The organism is Pseudomonas sp. B21-031 (assembly GCF_024748985.1).
In the GTDB taxonomy this organism is placed as follows: Bacteria; Pseudomonadota; Gammaproteobacteria; order Pseudomonadales; family Pseudomonadaceae; genus Aquipseudomonas; species Aquipseudomonas kermanshahensis.
In genome coordinates, this window is sequence record NZ_CP087181.1 from 2,972,906 (window position 1) to 2,997,549 (window position 24,644).

Sequence of the window (24,644 nt, forward strand, 5' to 3'; positions counted from 1 at the left end):
GACCACACAATGTAATTTCGGTGCTTTCACTGGCCTCTTCGCAGCGCAAGGCTGCTCCTACAACGGTGTGTGTAGGTTCTTTTACGGAGGAGTACTTCATGACTGGCTCATGGCGTGTTCTGCTCGTGCTGTCGCTGTTCGCTGCCAGCATCCCGTTCTGGCCCGTGCAACCCCGGCAAGCCCCACCCCAAGAAACCGCCACCCCCTGGGGCGCCGACTACTTCCCCAATACCCCCCTGCTCACCCAGGATGGCGAAAAAGTGCACTTCTTCGATGACCTGATCAAAGACAAGGTCGTCGCCATCAACTTCATCTTCACCGGCTGCTCCGACTCCTGCCCAGTGGAAACCGCGCGCCTGCGCCAGGTGCAAAAGATTCTCGGCGACCGGGTCGGCAAGGACATATTCCTCTACTCCATCAGCATCGACCCCTACAACGACACCCCGGCCACCCTCAAACGCTACGCCGAAAAATTCGCCATTGGGCCTGGCTGGACCTTGCTCACCGGCGAGCCTGCCGACATCGAGCAATTGCGCAGAAGCCTGGGCCTGTACATAGAAGGCCTGGAAAACGGCCGCTCCAAAGACCACAACCTGAGCCTGATCATCGGCAACCAGGCCACCGGCCGCTGGATGAAAGCCTCCCCCTTCGAGAGCCCCTACATCCTCGCCGACCGCCTGGGCAACAGCTTGCACAACTGGAAGCAAGCCAGCGCCATGGCCAACGACTACGCCCACGCGCCGGAAGTCCGCTCGCCCAGCAGCGGCGAGCAGATCTTCCGCACCCGCTGCTCTTCCTGCCATACCCTGGGCGACGCCGAGCCAGGCGTGCAAAGGGGCATCGGCCCCGACCTGTTAGGCGTGACCCGGCAACGCGATGCCCGCTGGCTGAGCCGCTGGCTGAAAGAGCCAGATCAGATGCTTGCGCAAAAAGACCCGCTGGCGATGCTGCTGTACGAGCAATACAACCGCCTGGCGATGCCCAACATGCGCCTGGGCGATGCCGAGGTCGCTGCGCTGATGACCTACATCGAAGAAGAAACCACACGCTTGCAGGCGCCGTTGGCAGACACGGCAAAACCTTAGAGGCACTTAGCCATCAGTCATCGGCCTGTCATCATACTGTCGTATGTTTTCAGCATCACCCAGGGTCGGGATTATCAGTCGTGATTCGCCGTTCGCTCTCTTCCGCCAGCCTTCTGCGCCTGTTGATCCTGATGCTGTGTGCCGCCACCCTGGCATTTCTCTGGGGGCTGCACTTCTCACAGAAAGCCGCTGCGCGCCAGGATGCGGTGTCGGCCAAGGCGGCCGAGCACCTGAACCTGGCCAGCATCGTCGCGCAAAGCCTGCGCCAGTTGGTCGACCGTGCCCAGGCCGTGGGCCGCGTCACCCAAGGTGACCTGAAGGCCGCGCGCCAGGGCAACGCTAACCTGGCCCGGTTGCTGGCCGAAGACCCGTTGTTCAAACGCCTGAGCCTGTACGACCGACACGGCCGGCTCGTGTCGGCCAGCCATGCCGACGACGCCGCAACGCTGCCTGAAGACTGGCTGCGGCAGCTGCAATTGCACGTTGCCCGCTACGGCTTCAAACCCTTCATGCCCAGTATCGAGGTGCAAAGCCCGCTTAGCGCCCTGCCCAACTGGCGTCTGCCGTTCATATTGCCGCTGACCGACCTGCCCGGCCGCGAAATCGACAACATCCTGGTGGTGCAGCTGGACATCGGTTACCTGGCGGTGCTGTTCCAGCACATCGACCTAGGCAGCACCGGCCTGCTGCGCCTGCTGCAGGACGATGGCCACGAACGCCTGCGCATCGACTCCAGCGGGGTGGTCGTGGCCGCCGACAGCCTGGAGCCTGATTTACCGCAGGCCGGGCCCGACGCGGGCGCGCTCACGCAGTATTCACCCGGCGGCCCCTATCAGAGCCTGTACCGGCGCGAGGCCGAGCGAGGCTTTAGCGTGGTGGTCAGCCAACGCTACGAAGAAATCCTGGCGCCGACGGCCTTGGCCTACTCACGGCAGTTCTGGCTGAACCTGAGCATGACCCTGATGATTCTGGCCAGCCTGGTGTGGACGTTGCGCCTGCTGCGCAAGCGCCAGGAAGCGTTCAGCGCCCTGGAGCACGCACAGCAGGTCAACCAGCAACTGATAGAACGGCTTGAGGACGAACACCGGCGCAGCAGCCACGCCGCGGCCACTGACCACCTCAGCGGCCTGCACAACCGCCGCCAGTTCGTCGAAGTCGCTGGGCTTGCGCTGACCCGGCAACGGGGCAAACGCCGGTTGATGGCCATCCTGTTCATCGACATGGACCGTTTCAAGTCGATCAACGACTCACTCGGCCACAAGATCGGCGACCTGCTGCTGCAAGCCGTGGCCGGGCGCATCCAACGGTTGCTGGAACCGGGCGACGAAGCCTCGCGTTTTGGTGGTGACGAGTTCGTGGTACTGCTGGTCGGTCAGCGCAGCGAGGAACAGATCAACGCCTGGGTTCGCGAGCTGGTACAGAAACTCTCGACCACCTATGCGCTGGATGGTCAGGAGGTCAACACCAGCCCCAGCGTCGGCGTCAGCATATGCCCTCGCGATGGCCAAGACATCGACAGCCTGATCCGCTGCGCCGATGCCGCGATGTACTCGGCCAAGCAGGCCGGACGTGCCCAGTACCGCTTCTTCGACCCGTCGCTGAACCTTGCCGATATCCATGCCTTCACCCTCGAGCAAGCCTTCGGCGCGGCGTTGGCCGAGCGCCAGTTCATCCTGCATTACCAACCGCAGATCCGCCTCGATACCCACCAGGTGCTGGGCTACGAGGCACTGGTGCGCTGGGACCACCCTGAATTCGGCCTGCTTTACCCGGACCGCTTCATCGACCTGGCCGAGCGCAGTGGCTTTATCATCGAGCTTGGCTGGGAAGTACTGCGCCTGGCTTGTGAGGCGCTCGCCCGTTGGCACGCGCAGGGCCGCGAAGCGCGCCTGGCGGTCAATGTTTCGGCGCTGCAGTTGCGCCAGGCAGGCTTCAGCACGCGGCTGCTGAACAAATTGCAAAGGTACGGCATCGCCCCACACCGGTTGGAGCTGGAAATCACTGAAACCACCATCCTTGACCCCGAGGGCACGGCGGTCGAGCACCTGCAGCGCTTGCGCGAAGCGGGCCTGGGCATCAGCCTGGACGATTTCGGGCGCGGCTATGCAGGGTTCGCGCACCTGCACTCGCTGCCGTTGAGCAAGCTGAAAATCGACCGTTCGTTGATTGCGCCGTTGTCCAACAGCCATGACGACAGCCCGATCGTCTCCTCCACCATCATCCTGGCCAAGCGCCTCGGCCTAGAGGTGGTGGCCGAAGGGGTGGAGACCCGTGAGCAAGTGGTGTGCCTGAAACTCGCCGGTTGCGACATTGCCCAGGGGTACCACTTCAGCCGCCCGCTGTCGCCGGCACAACTGCTCGATTACCCACCCTTCAACGGCATCGATGAAAAGGTAGGTGTCTACTAAAGAGGGATGGATGCCAGGACAGGCAAGCCGATTCGGTTTATCGTGTCACCACTGAATACCGGCTACCGCACCATGACCGACATCGAGCGCTACGTCCGCGCCGCCACCCGTGACAACACGCGGCGCAGCTATCAGGCTGCCATCGACCATTTCGAGACCCAATGGGGTGGTTTCCTGCCGGCCACCGCCGAGGGCGTGGCCCGTTACCTGGCCGACCACGCCGAGCAGCACGCGGTGAGCACTTTGCGTCAACGCCTCGCGGCCCTCAGCCAATGGCACATCAGCCAGGGCTTCCCCGACCCGACCAAGGCGCCGCTGGTGCGCCAGGTACTGCGCGGTATTCGCACCCTGCACCCGACACCGCCAAAACAGGCTGCACCGCTGTTGCTGCAACACCTGCAAACCGCCGTGCAATGCTTCGAGGACGAAGCCTGCCAGGCCCGCGAATGCCACGACTTGACCACCCTGCGCCGGGCACGTCGCGACACGGCGCTGCTGTTGCTGGGGTTTTGGCGAGGGTTTCGGGGTGATGAGCTAGCACGCCTGCGCGTCGAGCATATCCAGGCTCAAGCCGGTGTCGGTATCACCTTGTTCCTGCCTCGCAGCAAGGGTGACCGCGAAGCACTTGGCGTGCAGCACCGCACGCCGGCACTCAAGGCATTGTGCCCGGTCAGCGCGTACCTGCAGTGGATCGAAGTGGCCGGCATCGCCCATGGCCCGGTGTTTCGCAAGCTCGACCGCTGGGGCAACCTCAGCGACGCGGCGCTCAACAGCAACAGCCTGGTCGGGCTGCTCCGGCGCCTGCTGGAGCGTGCCGGGGTACCGGCGGCGTTGTACACCGGCCACTCGCTGCGCCGTGGTTTCGCCACGTGGGCCACGGCCAATGGTTGGGAACTGAAGTCGTTAATGAGCTACGTGGGCTGGAAGGACGCCAAGTCAGCACTGCGCTACATCGACTCGGCGCAACGCTTTGGCGAGCTGGCCGTGTTACCGGCCAGCCAGGTGCACAACCTCATTCCTTGAAGGCGTGGCGCGCAATGCCGCCGATTTCCGGGCGGATCGCGTAAAGGTCGCCGGCATCCGGGTAGTGCCGCAGCTCTACCGCGTTCATGCCGAACCGCGCGGTGGTGATATACAAGGTGGTCATCCCTTCACCGCCAAAGCAGCAACTGGTCGGGCGCGTCACCGGCATCACCACCTGGTCGGTCAGGTGGCCGTGACGGTCATAACGCAGCAGGCAACTGCCATTGAACTGGCACACCCACAGCCCGCCTTCACGGTCCAGCGCAATGCCGTCCGGGCGCCCCAGCTCGGCAGGCGTTTCGGCAAACAGGGTAACCTCGGTCAAGCGGCCTTCGGGCAGGTACTCGGCGCGGTAGATGGCGCGGGCGACCGAGTCGACGAAGAAAACGCTGTGCCCGTCTTCCGACCAGGCCAGCCCATTAGGCAGCGCCATGCCATCGTGGATCACCTGGTCGCTCAGTTCCGCGTCGAAACGGAACAAGGCGCCGGTCTTGCCACTTGGGGCTTCGTCCATCAAGCCGCTGACGAAGCGGCCCTGGGGGTCGCAGGCGCCATCGTTGAAACGGTAGGTGGAACGCGGGTGAACCGGCACGGAGTATTGCCGCACCTTGCACGCGTTCACATCCAGAATGGCGACACTGGAATCTTCGGTGAAGATCAGGTTGCCCTGGTCGGTCAGGGCCAAGGCGCCAATGCGCGCTGCCGACTCGTACAGGCTCTCGACCTCGCCGTCCGGGTTCAGCCGATTGATGCGCCCATCGGTGATATCGACGAAGTACAGCGCGCCGCTGCGCGCGTCCCAAACCGGGCTCTCGCCCAGGTCGGCGCGGGTGTTGGCGACTTTGACCGGTACGTAGTGGCATTCCTTGATGCGGCTCCAGCGTTCGGCCACTTCTTTGAAGTTGCCCGCCTGTACCCGCGCCAGATCGCGTGGGTAGCTGACGCCGCTGTTCTCGGTGAAACGGGTGGCGGTGAACTGCCCGTTGCTGGCACGCAGGATGTAGCCCGTGTCGCGGCACAGCGAGCTGGCCAGGTACAACAGCCCAGGGGTGACCCATTCGGGCTTGAGCTCTTCCGGTGCCTGGGTCACGCCCCACATGCGGGTCTTGGCCACGGGCGAGATGGCATTGACCAGAATGCCGTGCTCCATCCCTTCCATGCTCAAGGCGTTCATGATGCCGACCTGGGCCATCTTGCCGGCTGAATAGGCCACCAGCCCCGGCTGCGAATAGCGCTGGTACATGGCGCGGTCTGAGGTGGTCAGCACCACACGCGGGGCTGCAGAGTGCTTGAGGTACTTCCAGGCATGCTTGGCCAGCCACACCGGGGCGTGCACGCTGATGCCCAGCGCGCGCTGAAGAAAGGCTTCTTCCTGCGCTTCGATGCCCTGGTAATCGACCCAGCCAGCATTGTGAATGAGGATATCCAGGGCGCCAAACTGCTCGATAGCCAGCTCGATCAATTGCTGGCAGGCACGTTCGTCTTCCAGTTGCCCCGCATGGGCGATCGCGTTGTAGCCCTTGGCCTGCAGGGCCGCGAGTGCCTGGGCCAGCGCCGACGGGTCCTCGCCCTGGCCTGCCCGGTCAGTCCCCAGGTCGCTGATGACCACGCGGGCGCCGCGCTCGGCCAGTGCCATGGCGTAAGCCAGGCCCAACCCTTGGGCAGCACCGGTGATGATCGCGACTTTGTTCTTGAATGGGTCTGTGATTGGCATTGCAGGGCACCTTCGATTCTCCTTTTTTACGATAACAATAAAAAAATCAATGACTTAATATTAAAAGCATGCAACTTTGATATCTCAGGGATATCACCGAGGCTTTGTCACTCGGTGGCCACGCACTATGATGGCCGCCTTGCAGGGGTGGCGCCTGCCAGGCACCCCGGCAAGTCGATGAAGGAACATAGAATGATCGAGACACGTTTGCTCAGGCAGTTCATTGCCGTGGCCGAAGAACTGCACTTCCACAAGGCCGCCATCCGCCTGCACATGGCGCAGCCGCCCCTGAGCCAAGCGATCAACCGCCTTGAAGAAAAGCTCGGCTTCAGCCTGTTTCTGCGCAACAAGCGCGGGGTCAAGCTGACTGCCGCTGGCATGGCCTTTCTGGAAACCGCCTACCGCACGCTCAAGGAGCTTGAGCAAGGCATCGAATACGCGCGCAATGTCTCGGAAGGCATCTGCGGGAAGCTGACCATCACAGCCATCTCCATTGCGTATTACGAGTCGCTGCTCACGACCTTGCGCAGGTTCCGCGAGGTCTACCCGAATGTACGCCTGACCATCCGCGAGATGCCCTCAGCCTCGCAGGCCAAGGCCTTGATGGCCGGCGAAGCCGACATCGGTTTCATGCGCAAGCTGCCGATGCCACCCGATACCATCGAGTCGCGGCTGTTGCTCAACGAGCAGATCATCATGGCCTTGCCCGCCAACCACGCCAGGGCCAATCAGCCGCTGGTAGACCTGCGCGATTTTGCCGAAGAGGACTTTGTCTTCACCCCGCAAGCCCTGGGCAGTGGCTACCACAGCCAGTTGATCGCCCTGTGCGAGTCGGCCGGTTTCTACCCCAAGGTGGTGCAGGAGGCAGCGCAGATCCACACCCTGATCGGCTTGGTCGCCTGTGGCTTCGGCGTGGCCCTGGTGCCGGAGTCGATCGCTTACTCGACGCTGCGTGAGCGCGTGCAATTCCGCCCGATCCGCCCGATCAAGGACCAGCCCACCCCGACCATGGGCTTGTACATGAACTGGAACATCCAGAACGCTTCGCCGGCCCTGGGCAGTTTCATCGCCATGCTCGACCAGGGCGCGCCGAAGCGCTTCAGCGACACCCTGCAGAACCCTTTGATCCTGTAGCCCTACACCGTCAACCGGTACTCGCGTAGCCAGGTGTCCAGCGCCAGGGCCGTCTCCAGGTTGTTACGCCGCAATTGCGAGTTGAAATAGCCCTCGGGCTGGCGCAACTCGGCGGCCAGCCCGCTGTGGTCGACGACCTGGAACACGGGCCGGTCTCGCGCCTCCAGCAACTGCCGAGTACGCTCGCGCAGAAAGCGCTCATAGGCCAGGTTCGCCGACGTCGGGTATGGGCTTTTGCGCCGTTGCAACACTGCAGGCGGTACCCGGTCGGCGCCGGCCTGCTTGAGCAGCCATTTTTCCTCGCCATCCTTGCCCTTGATCGACCACGGCACGTTGTACACGTACTCCACCAGTGAATGGTCAGTGAACGGCACCCGCACCTCAAGGCTGGCGGCCATGCTCAGGCGGTCCTTGCGATCGAGCAGAATCGGCAGCCAGCGCTGCAGGTGCATGTGGCAGATTTCGCGCATGCGCCGTTCCTGCGGGCTGTCCCCTGGCAGATGCTCGACGCTGTCCAAGGCCTGGAGATAACAGCTGTCCTGATACTGGGCAAAATCGCAGGCCCGGTTGAACTCAGGGTTGATCAGCTCGGGCTGCAACAGTTGCATGCGCGACAGCCAAGGGAAGCGCGCTGCGGCCACGGCCTGCGGGTCGCGGAACCAGGCGTAGCCGCCAAACACTTCATCTGCCGCCTCACCGGAGATGGCCACCGTGGAGTGCGCGCGGATCGCCTTGAACAACAGGTACAACGAGGTGTCCACGTCGCCGAAAGTGGCCGCGCTGTCGTTGGCGCGGTACACCGCCAGGCGAGCCAGGTCCGACACCAACTCCCGGTTGTCGATGAGGATGGTCTGGTGCCGGCTGCCGATGTACTGGGCCGCCGCCAGGGCATAAGGCTGGTCACGTTCGGGGCGAAACGCATCACTTTGAAACTGCTCGGCCTGGCCGACGAAATCCACCGAGAACGAATTTACCGCCCCGCCCTGCTCGGCCACTAACCGCTGTTGCGCCATGGCGGTCAGCAGGGTCGAGTCCAGGCCACCGGACAGCAGCGAGCAAACCGGCACATCGGCATGCAACTGCTCGCCCAAGGCATTGTCGAGCAGCTCGCGGGTGCGTTCGACCGTGGTCGCCAGGTCGTCCTGATGCTCGCGGCGTTGCAACTGCCAGTAGCGGCTGATCTTTACCTGCCCCTGGGGCCGCCAGGACAACCGATGCCCCGGCGGCAATTCGCTGACCCCGCGAAAAGCCGTGCGGGTGGTCCCACGGGACAGGCTCAAGGCATCCACCAGGCCAACCGCGTCCAAGGTGCTGGCAACCTCGGGGTGGGCAAGAATCGCCTTGATCTCGGAGCCGAACAGCAGCCCCTGCTGATGACGGGTGTAGTACAGCGGTTTGACCCCCAGGCGATCGCGCACCAACAGGAAGTGACCGTCGCGCCCATCGAACACGGCAAAGGCGAACATGCCATTGAGGTGGTCGCAGCACTGCTCGCCCCACTCCAGGTAGGCGTGCAGTACCACCTCGGTGTCGCTGCGCGTATGAAACACATGCCCGGCCTGGCGCAAGCGTTCGCGCAGGGCATGGTGGTTATAGACCTCCCCGGTGTACACCAGCGCGACCTCTTCACCCGTGGCGAAGCGGTAGGTCATGGGCTGCACGCCACCGCTCAGGTCGATGATGGCCAGGCGCCGATGCCCCAGCAAGGCATTGCGGTGCTGCCAGCTGCCGCTGGCATCCGGCCCCCGCAAGGCCAGGGTATCGGTCATGGCGCCGAGCACCTGGCGCTGGTGCGCCAGGTCGCGGGTGTAGTCCACCCAGCCTGTAATTCCGCACATGGTTCGCCCCTTACACCTGAAGACGACGGGTAGGCAGCAGGCCGATCAGCGCCTGCACGCGTTTGGCGATGTCCAGTAACTGCTGCTCGCTGTCGCGTCGGCCCATGATCTGTATCGCCAGGGGCGCCTTGCCGTCAGCGCTGAGGGCGATCGGCACGGTAATGGCCGGCAGGCCGCTGAAGCTGGCCAGAGGGGTGAAACCGATTTTCTGGGCGTAGTCGTGATCGTCCGGAGACGGAATGGTCGAATCACCTGGTTGTGGGCTGCGCCGGTCGAAGGGCCGGTTCGGGTCCATCGGGAAAATAACGACATCCACCTGAGCGGCCTCGAACCAGGCCTCGATACCCGCACGCACGGCGTCCATGCGGGCATGAATACGCGAGTAGTCGCTGTCGCTTACCCCTTCACCTACCTTGAGCGCGCTGAGCGTTGACCAATGCAGTTCGCAGTCGAAGCGCCGCGCCCAGGCCGCAGACGCCAGCCAAGCGTCGCGCGCGCACAGCTGCCAGGCATCGCCACGGCAGGCCCACAGGTCGGGCATGGCCACTTCACGCGGGGCCATGCCCAGGTCGGCCAGTGCAATACGGGCCTGGCTCAGCATGTCGAGCATTGGTGCGCTGGTCAGTGCTGGGTCGAGCGCGTGTTCAAGCACGCCGACACGGTACTGCTGCTTGAGCGACTGCTGATCGCCCAACAATGGCCCCAAGCCCAGCATCGGCAGCAGCAGGGCAAGGTCGTCGGCACTGCGGGTCACCCAACCCAAGGCGTCCATGCGTGGCGACAGCGGGAATACACCGGCCAGGCTGGCGGCCTTGTGGGTCATGCGCAGGCCAACCATGCCACAGTGGGACGCCGGCCAACGCACCGAGCCCAGCACATCGGTACCCAACGAGATGTCGCACAGGCCTGCAGCCACGGAAACCGCAGACCCGGTGCTGGAACCCGACGGGTCGATGGTCGGGAAATGCGGGTTGCGGCAGCCTGCGCCGAACGCGATGTTCAGCTCGGTGGTCGCCACCTTGCTGGTCAGCGCGATACGCGGGTCGAGGTGGCTCAGCGCCTCGGCGCTGCGTTGCGGGTAGTGACGGTAGCTGCGCAGCCCCAGGCGGGTCGGTAGGCCGGCGACGTCCACGGTGTCCTTCACCCCAAGCCGGACCCACGGCGCCTCAACTGGGCGGGTGCTGGTCAGGCAGCGATAGTGGCTGTCGGCGTGATCGCGCCAGGCCTCATACTGTGCAGCCCAATCAGCCGCCAGTGCAGGGCTGCGTTCCAGCAGTTCGAGGCGCTTGCGCAGGCTTAGGCCGAGGTATTCGGGCTGTTCGCGGCCACTGGCCAGCGGCGCACCGCAGTGGTTCAGGTAATGGGCGATGGTGCCCTGGGTATCAGCGTGGCTCATGTGTGTATTCCTTGACGGTGGATGAGGCGGCCCACGGTTGGGGCTTGCCGGTGGCAGACAGCGGCAGGTGCGCGACCCGGCGCACGGCAACCGGTCGCGGGTGGTGCGCAGGCCAGTGCGTGAGCGCTTCGCGCACGGCCTGCTCGGTCAACGTTGGCGAACTGAACAGCACTTCGAACGCTTCGGCGCGCAACCCATCGCGCACCGCTACGCAGGCCAGGGCCGGGCATTGCAGGCGCTGGCCGAGCTCGCTGGCCAGGCGCGCCAGGTCGAGCCGAACCCCGTTGACCTTGATCAGGCTGCTGGCCCGGCCCAGCCATTGAAAGCGTCGCGCGTCCAATGGCAGTACCAGGTCATCGCAACGATGAGCGTGTGCCGGGGTTGCAGCGCCCTGCTCCCGCGCGATACGTGGGCTGCTGACGTCCAGCGGGCCGGCTGCGCCGATCGGGCTCAGCAACTCGACATCGCTCAACAGCGTCCACGGTTGCTCTGCGGTACTCTGCGCATCCAGCGCGCGATAGGCCATGGCCCCGGTTTCGGTGGCACCCAGCAACTCGATGAAGCGCACCTGCGGCCCGGCGAAGCGGTGCACGATGGCCAATGCGTCCGGTGGCAACAGCGATGCGCTGTGCACCACCAGTACCGAACGCCGTGCTGACAGGCGCGCCAGCAGTGCAGGCAAGAGCCGCCAGGTGCTGGCAATGGCGAGGATCACACAGGGCCCGTCGCCATCGAGTTGCGGTAACTGCTGCTGTTCCAACGAGCAGGCCTGCAACCGCGCGCTCAGCCATTGCGCACCGACCTCGCCCAGGATCATCCCGTAGCTGTGGCAGCTCGGCGCGAACGACAGGACCTCGGTCGCGTCAGCCGCCCAGCGGCCGAGAATCAGCGCGGCCTCGTCGACCATCTGCGCGTGGCTGCGTAGCCAGTGGCGTGGCGCGCCGGTGGAGCCCGACGTGGTGAACAGATGATCGCCGCTCACGGGGTGGCCTGCAGGGTCAATTGGTCTTCGCGTTTCTGGGCGACGAACTGCTCCATCTTTTCCAGTGTTTCAAACCAGTAGCGAACGTCGTCACTCAGGTAATCCACTTCGATGGCGAAACAGCCTTCAATGACGGTGATGACTTCGACGGCCATCAGGCTGTCGAAGCGTTCGCCTAGAAAATCGCGGAAGCTGTCGCGCTTATCGATGGCGTTGAGCTCGTCGCCGAGTAGTTGCGCCAGTGCCTGACGAATCTGCTGCTCAATAGAAAGGTTGCTCACGCGCCTGGTTTTCCTTGTTGAGGGTGGGCATTGATCAATGCCGTTCCCGCGCTGTAGAACACGTGTTCTGGCAGGATCGGATCAAACTGCAGGTAGATGAAAGCGTTCGGGTAGTGACTCACCAGGCAACGGTGCAGGCCTTCGGCCAAGGCCGTATGGGCTAGCCCGTCGCGCGCCGCCGACAGGGTGATGCGCAGGTAGAACTGCAACGCCACACCGTGGCCATCCACGGTCGGCAGTGGCATACCGGCGCTGAACACACACCCAGTTTCCAGCGCGTTGAAAAACACCATGCAGTGCGTGGTATCGGCGCCCTGCGCTTTCAGCAGGCGGGTGAACGCCAGGGCCAGGCGCTTGCGCTCGATGGGCTGCAGTGGTGCACAGGTAACAGTAATGGTTGGCATGCCTGCTCCTCACGACAGCTGCAGGTTGGGCAGGTGCTGACGCTTGCCTTCGGCAAACCCCTGCAACAAGCGCCCCAGGCAATCGGACAGTGCGTCGTGGCCCTCCAGGTACAGCGGCGACCAGGCATGGCCTTGGCCGCTGCGCACCTTGTCGAGGAAGAACTGCAGGTGCGCGCGGTCGACCGGCAACCCCTGCGCGGCGCCGAACGCCACGGCCTGGTAGGTGCTGAGCAAATCAGGGATGCGCTGGCCGAAGTTAGCGAAGCCGCCTTGGCGCACCTTGTGTGCAACCAGCAGTTCGTTTGCCTGCTCGCGCACATCCCGGCCCACATGGTTCAGGCAGATCAAGGCTTGCAGGCTGGCACGCAAGGATGCCTGCCCTCGTGGGTAGGCGGCGTGCCCACTTTGCTGAGCGCAGCTGGCCACAAAGGCCTCCAGCGCCACAAGGTCGACCCCAGCGTTGTTGCCCAGTTGCTGGAGAATCGCCACCGCAGACGCGGTGGACACCAGGTCCGACCCGCGCCCCTCCCAGAACCCGAAGCCACCATCGGGGTTCTGCAACGAGGCCAGCCAGTGCCCGACCGCCGTGCGCGCCGCTGGCTGGGCGGCGAAGGCACCCGCCGCCAAGCCCCAATTGGTGCAGCGGACTTCAGCGCCCCGCCCTGGCATGTACATGAGCCCGGGCTCGTTAGGCATCTGGCAGCCTTCGATCCACTGCAAGGCTGCCGCCCGCTGCGCAGCACTCAGCTGTTCGCCGAGCACGGCAGCCGCCGTGCTCAGCACATCCGCCGCGCTGTCGACCTGCCGATAGGTGTAGCCACCCTGAGGCAGCGCCAAGGTCGCGATGAACCGTGCAATGTCATCTGCCAGGTGGGCCACCGGCTCTCCCAGGGCCTTGAGCGAGCCCACCGCGCAAAAAGCGGCCCAGACGTCCTCGCCGTCATAGCCCTGCCAACGCACGAAAGCGCCACTGAGCCGACGCAGTGCCTCGATCCAGGCGACACAACCGTGGCGCGCCAACGGCTGCGCATGCAATGCCACAAGGCTCGCCGTGGCGCGGTAGGTCGCCCACAGGCACGGCTGCTCGGCTGCCTCGCTGAAGCGAAAGCCGCCGCTTTCCACCTGCTGCGCCTGCAACCAGGCAATCAACCGCGGCTGGTCCCACTGCGGTGCTGGCAGCCCTTGCTGAGCCAGCGCTCGTGCGGCCATCACGCCGTAGAAGCAGGCACGAGTGTCGGCCAAGTTGCGCCGGGCAAAGTCCGCCGACCAACTGAGGCCACCATTGCTGCACTGCAGCCCTTCCAGCCAGGCGTACAACGCCGGGGCATCGGCCACCTGCCCCTGGCACACTTCGATTAACGTGCGCACTGCATAGTGGGTGGCCCAGACATCCGCCGTCTGCCCAGGGCACATGGCGTAGGCATCACCGTCGAACAGCGTTTGCAGCCAATCGGCAGTTTGGGCGCCATGGTCAATGGCGATACCCAGGTCCTTGAGCGTTTCGGTGCAATAAAAAGTCGCCCAGGCGTCGGATGGCATGCCCTTGCTCCAGGCGAACCCCCCGTCGCGGTTACGCCGGGACTGGATATAGCTGTGCAGCGCCGACGTATCGACGCTGTCGAGGCGCTCGACCCAGGCCAGGCTGCGGATCGCGGCGTACGTGCACCACAAGTCAGGCTGGCCGTTGCCCAAGCCGTGCTCTTGGGTAAGGGGTGACGTGGTCATTGCTTGCCCCCCACGAAGCGCAGGTTGGTCTTCTTCCAGCTTTTTTGCGAGCCACCGCTCTTGTTGATGGCCGACAAGTTGTTGACGAACAGCACACGGCTCCAGCGCAGCCCCATCAGTTGCTCGGAACGTGCCAGCAGCTGCGCTTGTAATAGGCCTTCCTGGGCGTTGTCCCAATGCACGTCACGCTCAAGGATCAACGCGGCGCTGTCGTTCTGGCGATCGATTTCGATCACATAGCCGGTGGCGTCGCAGGCGCCGTAGACCACCTCTTCGACGGCGCGAATCTCAAGGTCTACCCCGGCCACCGCGATGCTGTCGCTGTCGCGGCCATTGACCAACAGGCTGGGGCTGCTCCGCCCGGGGTGCCAAGGCGCGGTAATAGTGACGCTGTCGCCGGTGTCCAGCCGCAGTAACGGCCGCGCGTACAGGTTCAGCGGGGTGACGACGAGGCGGCCGGTCAGGCCTTCGGCGGGGGGTACCAGCCTGCCGTCCGGCAACAGCAGCTCGAAATAATTCGTGGCCGTGGCCAGGCGCATCTGCAGGTCCCCGCCTACGGCTGCCAGCGTGCCGGTCTCGGTACTGCCATAACTGGCGTCGTATACCTCGCAGTGCCACCCGCGGGCCAAACGGTCACGAAACGGCTGGGTGTTGACCTCGCCCAGCAGCATGATCGTGCGCACCGACTGGGCAAACGTGTCGAGCAGCTCCCGCTGCTTCAGGTAGCGGGTCAGTTGCACCAGTACGCCGGGGGCGATGAACAGCACCGTGGGCCGGAAGGTGTCAAAGGTCGTGCACACCCGTTCCCAGTCGGTGATGCCGGTGGTAAAGGGGTAGAGCCGTACATGCGACACGTCGAGGTATTCGCAGACGTTGGCGATCAGGTCACCGACCGGCACGATGTCCGATGGCATCAGGTTGGCCACCCGCGCCCCGGGCTGCAGCACCGCTCGCCAGTGGCTGGCGACGCTGACGGCATTCCAGATGATGTCGTGTTTCAGGCGCGGGGTTGGGGTTGGCTCGCCGGTGGTGCCGGTGGTGGCGTAGTACTTGGCCGCATCGCCAAGGGCTACGGTGCAAAACGCCAAGGGTTGGCTTTTCAGCGCGGCCTTGGCGGTCAGCGGCAATTGCTGGAACGCTGTGAAGCTGTAGGGGCCAATCCCTGCGTAATGGCTGCTGTGTTGCGCACGCGTCCAGACTGCTTGCAACTTGCGTTCATAAAATGCGGCATCGGGCACACGCCCGACCTGCTGTTGAAGTTCGCCCTCGGCATCCTTCAACACGCCGAAATCCTTATCGCCATGAACTAACATCGACTCGCCCTCTCGAATAAACAGTGCAGAGAATTGGCGAGCGACGGGGGTTAAGTAAAATACTTAATAGTAAGTAGCGGTGAGAGTCGGACGGTATTACTGGGCCGAAATAGAGCCTTTTGCGTGGGTTGTATGTAGTGCTTTTCTGATCGAAATCAGCGATTCGGCCTTTGTTTATGGCGAGATATCAAACAAAGATAATTTCCATATTTGCCAAGTCTCATAACTTCGGCATGGACGTGTAGGCGCGGCCTTAGGGCGCGAAAGGGCTGCAAAGCAGCCCCCACGCTAGTTGCACTTACACGGAAATCTCTGACCGCGCTTACACCGCGCAGCGCCACAGCCGGGCGATATCACCGGCGCGCGCCTGCAGCAGCTCGCGGGCGTTGGCACACGCCTGCTCCAGGCTCATCGGCCCGCTGGCCAACGCAAAGGCCGCGTCGATGCCGTGGCCATACAACTGCTGATACCCCTCCCCCAGCGTGCCCGCCAGCACCACCACCGGTACACCATGGCGCTTGGCGACCCGGGCCACACCCATTGGCGTCTTGCCACGTAGAGTCTGGGCATCGAAACGTCCCTCGCCGGTCAGCACCAGGTCGGCGCCTTGTACCAGCGCGTCCAGGCCGGCCAGCTCTGCCACCACCTCGACGCCAGGGCGGAACTGCGCGCCCATGAACGCCTTGGCCGCAAAGCCCATGCCGCCTGCAGCGCCGCAGCCCGGGAAGTCACGCACGTCCTCGCCCAGCAATTGCGCGCAGTGATCAGCAAAGTGCCCCAGTGCCTGGTCCAACGCGTGAACTTGCTGCGGGTTTGCCCCCTTCTGCGGGCCGAAAATCGCCGAAGCGCCATTGGCACCGCAGAGTGGGTTGTCGACGTCGGCAGCAACCTCGACCTGGACCTCGGCCAGCCGAGGGTCGAGGTCGCTGGCATCGATACGTGCCAGCTTTGCCAGGGCCAGCCCCCCTTCTTCCAGTGCGTGCCCCTCAGCATCCAGCAGCCGCAGCCCCAGGGCGCGCAGCATGCCACTGCCGCCGTCATTGGTCGCGCTGCCACCAATGGCCAAGACAATGCGCCGGGCACCTGCGGCCAAGGCGGCGGCGATCAGCTGGCCCGTTCCCCAGGTGCTGCTGCGGCAGGCATCACGCTGCTGGGTGGGCACCAATTGCAGGCCACTGGCCTGGGCCATTTCGATGATCGCCGTGCGGCTCTGCGGCAGCCAACCCCAGCCGGCCTCGACGCTGTGCCCCAGCGGCCCACGTACAGCCAGGCGGCGTAATTCTCCCTGGCTGGCGGCCAAAATGGCGTCCATGGTGCCTTCACCGCCATCGGCCATGGGGCATTCGACCAATTCGGCATCCGGCCACACCTCGGCCAAGCCGGTGGCAATGGCGCGGGCGACACCGGCAGCGCCGAGGCTGTCCTTGAACGAGTCGGGGGCGATGACGATCTTCATGGGGATTCTCCTGTCCAGATGAGCGGCATGCTGACAGTTGCCTGGCAAGGTGGCCTCGGTCAAATGCACAAGACGGCGGAGGCGTTGTTTGGGCAAATGCCTTTGGCCGACGCTTCACTCAGCCCGCAGCAGCTGCAACCCCAGGTACAGGCTGAGCATCCCCTCCATCCGCAAGGGGTCGACCTCACCCAGTTCAGCGATCCGCTCCAGCCGGTAGCGCAGGCTGTTGCGGTGAATGCCCAAGGCGTCGGCACAAGCCTGGCTCTGGCCATCATGGGCACACCAGGCGCGCAAGGTCGCAATCAACTGACCACTGGCGTCTTTGGCGCGGATACGTTGCAGCGGTTGCAACAGCTCATCCAGCGCATCGTCATTGCGATGCCGCCACAGCAAGGCCGGCAACCGGTACCGCTCAAGGCTGAGCAGGCGCTCGGCCGGCAGCACCTCCTGCCCATAAGCCAGCAGGTCGCGCACCCGGCGATAACCACGGCGCAGTTGTTCCAGGCTTTGCGCCACGCACCCCAGGGCCAAGCGCTCGACCTGCCAGCCGTGACGCTCGAGGCGCTCCAGCAACCGCGCTTCGTCCAGCACCAGACCCGCCGGGCGACACCACAGCAGCGATTGCCGTGCGGGGCTGACGCACCAGCTGTCCGGGTAACGGCTCATCAGCCAGGACGACAGGGCTTCGGCAGGCGGCCCTGATTCCAGCTCGAACAGGCAAGGTACCCTTGGCAGTTGCGGCTTCAGGCCGAGCTGACGGGCTTCATCGAGCAGCCGAGGCGAATCGCCGCTGCCCCCCAACAGCAAGGCCAGCAGGTCGTCGCAGCGTTGCCGCCGCCATTGCTGTTCAACCTGCAGGTGGCGCTGGGCCAGGAGCATTTCAGCAGTCATGCGCACCAGTTCGCCATAGGTACGCAGCTGCTGCGGGTCGCCGGTCAGGCCCAACACCCCCATCAGCCGGCCATCGAGCATCAATGGCAGGTTCACCCCGGGCTGCACGCCTTTGAGGCACTTGGCCGCGTCCACGTCGAGCTCGACGATCCGGCCGTTGGCCAGCACCAGTTGTGCACCCTCGTGGCGGGTATTGATGCGCTCCGGCTCGCCACTGCCCAGGATCAACCCCTGGCTGTCCATGACATTGACGTTGCACGGCAATATGGCCATCGCACGATCAACGATATCCTGCGCCAGGTCATGGTCGAGTTCGAACATTCAATGGTCCTTAGGGTGGTAGGCTTTGGTCTCGGGCACAGCGCCCTTGGTCAATCGCTGTGCAAAAGCACAAAGACAGGCACGCCGCTGTCCCCGAGACTCGTCAGGGCGAGCGCCGGAACAGGCGACGCGGTGACAACCATAACAACAGAGAACCCGATCATGGCACACAGCCCCGCCCCTGACCAAGGCACGGACACCACCCGCAACGCGCTGTATCGGCGCATCACCTTGCGGCTGATTCCGTTCATTTTCATCTGCTACCTGTTCAACTACCTGGACCGCGTCAACGTCGGCTTTGCCAAGCTGCAGATGCTCGACGCGCTGAAATTCAGCGAAACGGTATACGGCCTTGGCGCCGGTATCTTCTTCATCGGCTACGTCCTCTGCGGCCTGCCGAGCAACCTGGCGCTCAACCGCTTCGGCCCACGGCGCTGGATCGCGCTGATGATGATCGCCTGGGGCAGCCTCTCGACCTGCCTGCTGTTCGTCACCACCCCCACCGAGTTCTACACCCTGCGCCTGCTGACCGGCGCGGCTGAAGCCGGCTTCTTCCCTGGCGTGGTGTTGTACCTCTCGCGCTGGTTCCCGGCTGCCCGTCGCGGCGGCATCATGGCCTTGTTCATGTCGGCGATCCCGGTGTCGGGGCTGTTGGGCGGGCCGTTTTCCGGCTGGATCCTCGAACATTTCGCCGCCGGCCAGCATGGCCTTGCCGGCTGGCAATGGCTGTTCCTGATTCAGGGCCTGCCCACCGTCGTTCTGGGTTGCCTGGCAATCCGCCTGCTCAGCGACGGCTACCAGAAGGCCGCCTGGCTGAGCCCGGCCGAACGCCAATTGATCGAAGCCGACCTGAAGGCCGATGCCGCCAGTAAACCCGCCACCACCGGTGACGGCGTGCTCGCGGTGTTGACCAACCCGTTGATCTGGACGTTCGGCTTCGTCTACTTCTGCATCCAGAGCGGTGTGTACGCGATCAACTTCTGGCTGCCGTCGATCATCAAGAACATGGGCTTCGACAACCCCTTGTTGATTGGCTGGCTGAGCGCCATTCCGTACCTGCTGGCGGGTGTGTTCATGATCGTCTGCGGGCGTTCGGCAGACCGGCGCAACGAACGTCGCTGGCACCTGGTGGTACCAATGCTGATGGGCGCCATCGGCCTGTTGATTGCGGTCAACTTCGCCGGCAACCCGACCATCGCCATCCTTGGCCTGTCGATCGCCACCATGGGCGCCCTCACCGGCCTGCCGATGTTCTGGCCAATGCCTACCGCCCTGCTCAGCGCGGGTGCAGCCGTGGCCGGCCTTGCGCTGATCAACTCGGTGGGCCAGATGGCCGGCTTCCTCAGCCCATACCTGGTGGGTTTCATCAAGGACCAGACCGGCTCGACCGATGCTGCGCTGTATTCGTTGGCGGCATTGATCGTGGTCGGTAGCCTGGTGGCGCTGCGGGTGACGCGTGCAGGCGCGTTGGCCACGGCCAAGGCCAACTAGAACGCCTGTGTAGGAGCAGCCTTGTGCTGCGAAGAGGCCGGCGATAGCAGCGAAAATTTGCTGTGTGATCACCGGCCTCTTCGCAGCTCAAGGCTGCTCCTACAGGGCAATGCCCCCGATCGTCGGCTCGGGTCAGCAACTCATCACCACAGGCGTCAAATGGTTCCAAAGGCCCCTTTGGAGAACCCCCATGACCCAGCACGCCGTGGCCCGCCTCGATCAGCTCGACCCCAACCGCCCCCTGCGTGTGCAGGCCGGCAGTGAAGAACTCATCCTGATCCGCCAGGGCGACCTGGTGCATGCCTACCAGGCCAACTGCCCGCACGCTGGCGCCCCGCTCGAAGAGGGCGTGATCTGCTCGGGGCTGCTGGTCTGCCCATGGCACAAGGCGGCGTTTGCCGTGGACGAAGGTGCGGTGTGCGAACCGCCGGCACTGGCCGACCTGCGCCGCTACCGTGCGTGGGTCAAAGGTGATGAGGTGTGGGTAGATGACCAACCCTTGGCCAAGACCGAGCCCCCTCGGCACAGCGATGCCCGTTGTTTCGTGGTAGTCGGTGCCGGCGCCGCCGGCAGTGCCGCCGTCGCTACCTTGCTGAGGCACGGTTTCGCCGGTCGCCTGGTCTGGCTCGACCAGGAACACCAGCCGGCCTACGACCGGACCGCGCTCAGTAAATTCGTCATTGCTGGGCAAATGCCGCCTGATGAAGTCCCTGCCTTGCTCGAAGCGGATGACTTGCGCAAAGGCCACCTGATCCGTCAGCACGGCAAGGTCCGCACACTCAACAGCGAGAAACGCCAGATCATCCTTGCCGATGGGCAGCACATTGACTATGACGCTTGCCTACTGGCAACGGGCGGTAAAGCGCAACGCCCAGCGCTCCCCGGCGCAGACCTGCCGGGTGTATTCACCCTGCGCTCACGTGAGGACGCCGCGCTGTTGCTGGACGCCGCAGAACCCGGGCAGCCGGTGGTGATCGTCGGCGACGGTTTCATCGGCCTGGAGGCCGCCGCTGCACTGCGCAAGTACGGCCTGCAGGTGCACCTGATCACCCGCCATGAGGTGCCGTTGGCCAAACAATTGGGTGAACGTATCGGGCGCAGCATTCGCGCGCTGCACGAACGCAAAGGCGTGGTCTTTCACGGCCCCACCGAAGTCGAACGTTTCGAAGGCCAGGCTAAGGTGGAGGCCGTGTTGCTGGCAAACGGTGAACGGCTGCAGGCGCCATTGGTACTGCTGGGCACCGGGGTCAAACCTGCCACGGCCTGTGTGCAAGGGGTGGCGCTGGCCGACGATAAATCGCTCCCGGTCAATGCCGAAATGCTTGCGGCACCTGGGCTGTGGGCCGCTGGCGATATCGCCACCTTCCCCCTGGCTGGCCGGCCCGTTCGCATCGAACACTGGCGCCTGGCCCAGCAACACGGCGTGATCGCTGCGGCCAACATGCTCGGCGAGCAGCGCCGCTACGAAGATGTGCCGTTCTTCTGGACCTACCAGCATGGGCGCACCTATGAAGTCCTGGGGCATGCACGGGACTGGAACCGCATCGAGTACGTCGGCCAGCCAGAGCAAGGCGACTTCGTCGCGCTGCAATGCGTGGATGAGCAAGTCGAGGCCGTCATCGCCAAGGGCTACTCGGATGCCATGGCGCAGCTGTCGCAGCGGATGAAGCGGCCGTTACGGCTGGACGAGGCGCTGAAGCTGATTGGCTGACTTTTCCTGGAAAAAATCAGCTATGGTTTCCCCACCTCTAATAACAAGCATTTCGTGGAGCGCCCATGGCCGCGCACACCCCTTCACCCCGCGCCAGTGAACTGGCCGCCTTCGTCAACTGCCACTTCGCCGAGCGCGGCCTGACGCCAGAACCGGTGATTGCCGAATCCTGGTACCGCAGCATCACCCAGCACCGCCTGGACCCCGAGCTGCGCCACGTCGACAACATCCTCAGCGCTGCCGAAATCCGCCAGCACCAGGCCCAACACGAGGCCTACCTGAGCATCGCCAGCCAAGGCGTCAGTGGCCTGGCAAGGCGTGTGGTGGATGCCGGTTTCGCCGTGCTGCTCAGCGACGCCGACGGCATCACCCTCGATGCCCGCCTGCCAGCCGACCACCAGCGTTACACCCGCTCCGGGTTGATTGTCGGCGCGCGCTGGGACGAGTCGATCGCCGGTACCAACGGCATCGGCACTGCCCTTGCCTCGCAGCAAGCGCTGACCATCCACCGCCAGGAACACTTCCTGGCAACCAACGCCCGGCTCAGTTGCTCGGTCGCGCCTATCTTCGATGCCCACAACCAACTGCTCGGCTGCCTCAACGCGACCTGCCTTTATAACGACGGGCCCAAGCAGGCCCAGCACCTGACCTTGCAGTTGGTGACGCTGTACGCCCGGCTGATCGAGAACAGCCATTTCCGCCAGCGCTACCGCGACTGCCTGACCTTGGCCATCAAGCCACGTGACGATTTCTCCGACCTTGCCGCCGAGCAACTGCTTGCCCTGGACGAAGGCGGCCGGGTGATCGGCGCCAATCGGGCGGCCTTCCTGGCGCATGCCGGCACGCTGCTGGGCGTGGCGATCGAGCAACTGCTGCCCGCCAACATTGACCAGTTGCTCGACCTTACCCGCGGCGGTGCCCGTGGCACTCAGTTGCACGGGCATGTGCAAGCGCATCTGCTGGACGTCGGCCTGCGCATACCGGCCGGCTACCGCCAATCCACGCCGTCGCGGCCCCTGCCGGCGCGTGCGGCTTACCCCACGCTTGAGCATTTGGCAGGCGAGGATGCACAGTTGCAACAGGGGGTGAAACGCCTGCGCAAGGTGCTCGACAAGGACATCGCCATTTTGCTGAACGGCGAAACCGGTACCGGCAAGGAGGCCTTCGCCCGTGCCTTGCACCAGGCTAGCCAGCGCCACGCCAAACCCTTCGTCGCACTCAACTGTGCGGCGATACCCGAGTCGCTGATCGAAAGTGAACTGTTCGGCTACCGCGCTGGCAGCTTCACCGGCGCCAACCGCAAGGGCATGAAAGGCAAGCTGGAGCAGGCCAATGGCGGCACGTTGTTCCTGGATGAGATCGGCGACATGCCAACGCACCTGCAAACGCGCCTGCTGCGGGTGCTTGCCGAACGCGAACTGGTAGCACTGGGCGCAGAGGCGCCGGTGACGCTGGATATTCAGGTGATTTCGGCAACGCACCAGGACCTGCAAGCCATGATCGCCGATAAAGGCTTTCGCGAAGACCTTTACTACCGGCTATGCGGCATGCGCATGACGTTGCCGGCATTGCGTGAGCGCAGTGACCGACGTGAATTGATCGAGCGGTTGTTGGCGGGGTTGCCGGGAGGGGCTGATTTGCGCTTGAGCGATCAGGCCTGGCGTTGCTTGTTGGGGTATGCCTGGCCAGGAAACGTGCGGCAGTTGCTCAATACATTGCGCCAGGCGGTAGCGCTGGCGGAAGGTGGGGTCATTGAGCTGGCAGATTTGCCGGAGGAGCTACTGGACCGTGCAGTGCCTGCCAGGCCAAAAGTGCTGGAACAGCAGGTCGAGGATGCCGAGGCGCGGCACTTGCTGGAGGTTCTGAAGCGAGAGCGCTGGAACATGAGCCTGGCAGCAGAGGCGGCGGGGATTTCGCGGTCGACGTTGTATCGGAAGATGAAGCGGTACGGGATCGTTCAGCCGAACCAGTTGGGGTGACTGTACCGGCCTCTTCGCGGGCAAGCCCGCGAAGAGGCCAGATAAGCCCACCCTTATCCCTGGATGTACACCACCTGCGTGCGCGTGTACTCATACAACCCGTGCTTGCCATCCGCCCCGCCGATCCCGGACTTGCGCGCCCCGGCATGGAAGCCCTGCATAGCCTCGAAGTTCTCGCGGTTGATGTAGGTCTCGCCAAAATCGATCTCGCGGCTAGCCTTCAACGCCGCGTTCAGGTCGCGGGTGTACAGCGAAGACGTCAGCCCGTACTCGCTGTCATTGGCCAAGGCAATCGCCTCGTCCAGGTCATCGACCACCTGGATCGGCAGCACCGGCCCAAAAATCTCCTTGCGCATGATCTCCATGTCGGCGGCGCAGCCCGCGAGCACGGTCGGCTGGTAATGGAAGCCGGCCCCCAGGTCCGCCACCTGCCCGCCGGTCACCAACTGGGCGCCCTGCCCGACCGCCGTGCGCACCATCTGCGCTACCTTGTCGAGCCCGGCCTGGTTGATCAGCGGCCCCATGTCCAGGTCGGCCTGGCGCGACGGGTCGCCGTAACGGGTCGCTGCCATGGCTTGGGCCACCTTGTCGACGAACGCGTCGGCCACCTTGCGCGCCACATACACCCGCTCGGCGCAGTTGCACACTTGGCCAGTATTGATCACCCGCGAGGCAACAATGGCTTTCGTCGCCAAGTCCAGGTCAGCGTCCGCCAGCACGATCGCTGGGGCCTTGCCGCCCAGTTCAAGGTTGAGCTTGGTGATGTTCGGCGCTGCCGCCGCCATGATCCGTGCGCCCGTGGCGACGCTGCCGGTAAAGCTGACCAAGTCGATACCGGCATGGCTCGACAGCCCATGGCCGACGCTGGCCCCCTTGCCCCCGACCACGTTGAACACCCCCGCTGGCAGGTCGGTCTCGGCCACCAGCTTGGCGAACTCATAGCAGTTGATGGGCGTTTCTTCACTGGGCTTGATCACGATGGTATTGCCCGTGAGCAGCGCCGGCGCCATCTTGCGGGCGATGAGGAAGAACGGGAAGTTCCAGGGCAGTATCCCAGCCACCACACCCAGCGGTTTGCGCATCAGGAAAATGTGCTCGTTGGCACGGTCGCTGGTCAGCACCTCGCCTTCAAGGCGCCGCGCCCATTCCGCCATGTAGTCGAGGTAGTCGGCGGTGAAGTTCACCTCGACCTGCGCCAGCCCCGGCACCTTGCCGCCTTCCTGGGTGATGATGCGCGCTAGGCGGTCGGCATTGGCACGCACCTTGGCGGCGATCTGGCGCAGGTAGCCGGCGCGTTCGATGGCAGGCTTCGCTGCCCAGCCTTTTTGCGCTTTGCGTGCCGCTGCAATGGCCCGCTCCACCTGTTCGACCGGCGACTCCGGCACACGCCCCAGTAACTGCGCGTTGGCCGGGTTGTACACTTCGATCAGCCCCTCGCTGGGTACGAAGGCGTTGTCGATGTAGTTTTGGTAGATCGCTTCAGTCATGGTCA

General features: G+C 64.2%; 18 protein-coding genes and 1 pseudogene. 7 read left to right on the forward strand and 12 right to left on the reverse strand.

What is annotated here, in order from left to right; genetic code table 11:
- Nucleotides 1–98 precede the first annotated feature (98 nt).
- From LOY53_RS13200 to LOY53_RS13210, 3 genes are all read left to right on the forward strand, one after another.
- Nucleotides 99–1,085: an SCO family protein gene (locus LOY53_RS13200; RefSeq protein WP_252824197.1), complete on the forward strand. Its 987-nt coding sequence runs from the start codon at nt 99–101 to the stop codon at nt 1,083–1,085.
- 80 nt (nt 1,086–1,165) lie between these two features.
- The gene (locus LOY53_RS13205) at nt 1,166–3,493 is read left to right on the forward strand and encodes a bifunctional diguanylate cyclase/phosphodiesterase (protein WP_258704141.1); all 2,328 of its coding nucleotides are present in this window, start codon (nt 1,166–1,168) and stop codon (nt 3,491–3,493) included.
- Nucleotides 3,494–3,535: 42 nt separating this feature from the next.
- A complete protein-coding gene (locus tag LOY53_RS13210; RefSeq protein ID WP_258704142.1) occupies nt 3,536–4,516 on the forward strand; it encodes a site-specific integrase in 981 nt (326 codons plus the stop codon).
- Here the strand turns inward: LOY53_RS13210 and LOY53_RS26685 are convergent.
- On the reverse strand, nt 4,506–5,558 hold the full coding sequence (locus LOY53_RS26685) for an SMP-30/gluconolactonase/LRE family protein (RefSeq protein WP_408981376.1): 1,053 nt from the start codon (nt 5,556–5,558) through the stop codon (nt 4,506–4,508). The genes LOY53_RS13210 and LOY53_RS26685 overlap by 11 nt on opposite strands.
- 27 nt (nt 5,559–5,585) lie before the next feature.
- Nucleotides 5,586–6,230, reverse strand: a pseudogene (locus tag LOY53_RS26690) (SDR family NAD(P)-dependent oxidoreductase); the annotation flags it as partial.
- A 192-nt stretch (nt 6,231–6,422) separates the two neighbouring features.
- On the opposite strand from LOY53_RS26690, the gene LOY53_RS13220 reads away from it, so the two are divergent.
- The gene (locus LOY53_RS13220) at nt 6,423–7,364 is read left to right on the forward strand and encodes a LysR family transcriptional regulator (RefSeq protein ID WP_252824202.1); all 942 of its coding nucleotides are present in this window, start codon (nt 6,423–6,425) and stop codon (nt 7,362–7,364) included.
- A gap of 2 nt (nt 7,365–7,366) precedes the next feature.
- Here LOY53_RS13220 and asnB read toward each other — a convergent pair whose 3' ends face one another.
- The 9 genes from asnB to LOY53_RS13265 form a co-directional block, all read right to left on the reverse strand.
- Nucleotides 7,367–9,202, reverse strand: coding sequence for an asparagine synthase (glutamine-hydrolyzing) (gene asnB / locus LOY53_RS13225; protein WP_258704144.1), 1,836 nt, complete (start codon nt 9,200–9,202; stop codon nt 7,367–7,369).
- 10 nt (nt 9,203–9,212) lie between these two features.
- Complete coding sequence (locus LOY53_RS13230; RefSeq protein WP_252824204.1) at nt 9,213–10,598, reverse strand: amidase; 1,386 nt, start codon at nt 10,596–10,598, stop codon at nt 9,213–9,215.
- Complete coding sequence (locus LOY53_RS13235; RefSeq protein WP_258704145.1) at nt 10,585–11,580, reverse strand: AMP-binding protein; 996 nt, start codon at nt 11,578–11,580, stop codon at nt 10,585–10,587. The genes LOY53_RS13230 and LOY53_RS13235 overlap by 14 nt, the downstream gene beginning before the upstream one ends.
- Nucleotides 11,577–11,861 carry an acyl carrier protein gene (locus tag LOY53_RS13240; protein ID WP_252824206.1) on the reverse strand — a complete coding sequence of 95 codons (285 nt, stop codon included), beginning with the start codon at nt 11,859–11,861 and terminating at the stop codon, nt 11,577–11,579. The genes LOY53_RS13235 and LOY53_RS13240 overlap by 4 nt, the downstream gene beginning before the upstream one ends.
- Nucleotides 11,858–12,265, reverse strand: a complete 408-nt coding sequence (locus LOY53_RS13245) for a hypothetical protein (RefSeq protein WP_258704146.1) — start codon at nt 12,263–12,265, stop codon at nt 11,858–11,860. Before LOY53_RS13245 ends, LOY53_RS13240 begins: the two co-directional genes overlap by 4 nt.
- 9 nt (nt 12,266–12,274) lie before the next feature.
- The gene (locus tag LOY53_RS13250) at nt 12,275–13,990 is read right to left on the reverse strand and encodes a prenyltransferase/squalene oxidase repeat-containing protein (protein WP_258704147.1); all 1,716 of its coding nucleotides are present in this window, start codon (nt 13,988–13,990) and stop codon (nt 12,275–12,277) included.
- Nucleotides 13,987–15,273 (reverse strand): phenylacetate--CoA ligase family protein, encoded by a 1,287-nt coding sequence (locus tag LOY53_RS13255; RefSeq protein ID WP_258704148.1) that lies wholly within the window; start codon nt 15,271–15,273, stop codon nt 13,987–13,989. Before LOY53_RS13255 ends, LOY53_RS13250 begins: the two co-directional genes overlap by 4 nt.
- Nucleotides 15,274–15,625: 352 nt before the next feature.
- Nucleotides 15,626–16,759 (reverse strand): glycerate kinase, encoded by a 1,134-nt coding sequence (locus LOY53_RS13260; RefSeq protein WP_252824213.1) that lies wholly within the window; start codon nt 16,757–16,759, stop codon nt 15,626–15,628.
- Between the two features lie 114 nt (nt 16,760–16,873).
- Nucleotides 16,874–17,971 carry a sugar diacid recognition domain-containing protein gene (locus LOY53_RS13265; protein WP_238217551.1) on the reverse strand — a complete coding sequence of 366 codons (1,098 nt, stop codon included), beginning with the start codon at nt 17,969–17,971 and terminating at the stop codon, nt 16,874–16,876.
- Nucleotides 17,972–18,133: 162 nt separating this feature from the next.
- Here LOY53_RS13265 and LOY53_RS13270 point away from each other — a divergent pair, with 162 nt between their 5' ends.
- From LOY53_RS13270 to LOY53_RS13280, 3 genes are all read left to right on the forward strand, one after another.
- Entirely contained in the window at nt 18,134–19,462 is a 1,329-nt protein-coding gene (locus LOY53_RS13270) for an MFS transporter (RefSeq protein ID WP_027595414.1), read from the forward strand.
- 190 nt (nt 19,463–19,652) lie between these two features.
- Complete coding sequence (locus LOY53_RS13275; protein WP_252824214.1) at nt 19,653–21,173, forward strand: FAD-dependent oxidoreductase; 1,521 nt, start codon at nt 19,653–19,655, stop codon at nt 21,171–21,173.
- Nucleotides 21,174–21,238: 65 nt separating this feature from the next.
- Nucleotides 21,239–23,152: a sigma-54-dependent Fis family transcriptional regulator gene (locus tag LOY53_RS13280; RefSeq protein WP_252824215.1), complete on the forward strand. Its 1,914-nt coding sequence runs from the start codon at nt 21,239–21,241 to the stop codon at nt 23,150–23,152.
- Nucleotides 23,153–23,205: 53 nt separating this feature from the next.
- On the opposite strand, the gene aldA is transcribed toward LOY53_RS13280, so the two are convergent.
- On the reverse strand, nt 23,206–24,639 hold the full coding sequence (aldA, locus tag LOY53_RS13285; protein WP_258702752.1) for an aldehyde dehydrogenase: 1,434 nt from the start codon (nt 24,637–24,639) through the stop codon (nt 23,206–23,208).
- Nucleotides 24,640–24,644: the final 5 nt, after the last annotated feature.

Excerpts from the sequence above, each read along its gene's own strand:
- LOY53_RS13245 (WP_258704146.1), bottom strand. The coding sequence starts at position 12,265 with ATGCCAACCATTACTGTTACCTGTGCACCACTGCAGCCCATCGAGCGC.
- LOY53_RS13250 (WP_258704147.1), bottom strand. The coding sequence starts at position 13,990 with ATGACCACGTCACCCCTTACCCAAGAGCACGGCTTGGGCAACGGCCAG.
- LOY53_RS13200 (WP_252824197.1), top strand. The coding sequence starts at position 99 with ATGACTGGCTCATGGCGTGTTCTGCTCGTGCTGTCGCTGTTCGCTGCC.
- LOY53_RS13260 (WP_252824213.1), bottom strand. The coding sequence starts at position 16,759 with ATGAAGATCGTCATCGCCCCCGACTCGTTCAAGGACAGCCTCGGCGCT.
- LOY53_RS13280 (WP_252824215.1), top strand. The coding sequence starts at position 21,239 with ATGGCCGCGCACACCCCTTCACCCCGCGCCAGTGAACTGGCCGCCTTC.
- LOY53_RS13220 (WP_252824202.1), top strand. The coding sequence starts at position 6,423 with ATGATCGAGACACGTTTGCTCAGGCAGTTCATTGCCGTGGCCGAAGAA.
- asnB (WP_258704144.1), bottom strand. The coding sequence starts at position 9,202 with ATGTGCGGAATTACAGGCTGGGTGGACTACACCCGCGACCTGGCGCAC.
- LOY53_RS13265 (WP_238217551.1), bottom strand. The coding sequence starts at position 17,971 with ATGTTCGAACTCGACCATGACCTGGCGCAGGATATCGTTGATCGTGCG.
- LOY53_RS13230 (WP_252824204.1), bottom strand. The coding sequence starts at position 10,598 with ATGAGCCACGCTGATACCCAGGGCACCATCGCCCATTACCTGAACCAC.
- LOY53_RS13270 (WP_027595414.1), top strand. The coding sequence starts at position 18,134 with ATGGCACACAGCCCCGCCCCTGACCAAGGCACGGACACCACCCGCAAC.
- aldA (WP_258702752.1), bottom strand. The coding sequence starts at position 24,639 with ATGACTGAAGCGATCTACCAAAACTACATCGACAACGCCTTCGTACCC.
- LOY53_RS13275 (WP_252824214.1), top strand. The coding sequence starts at position 19,653 with ATGACCCAGCACGCCGTGGCCCGCCTCGATCAGCTCGACCCCAACCGC.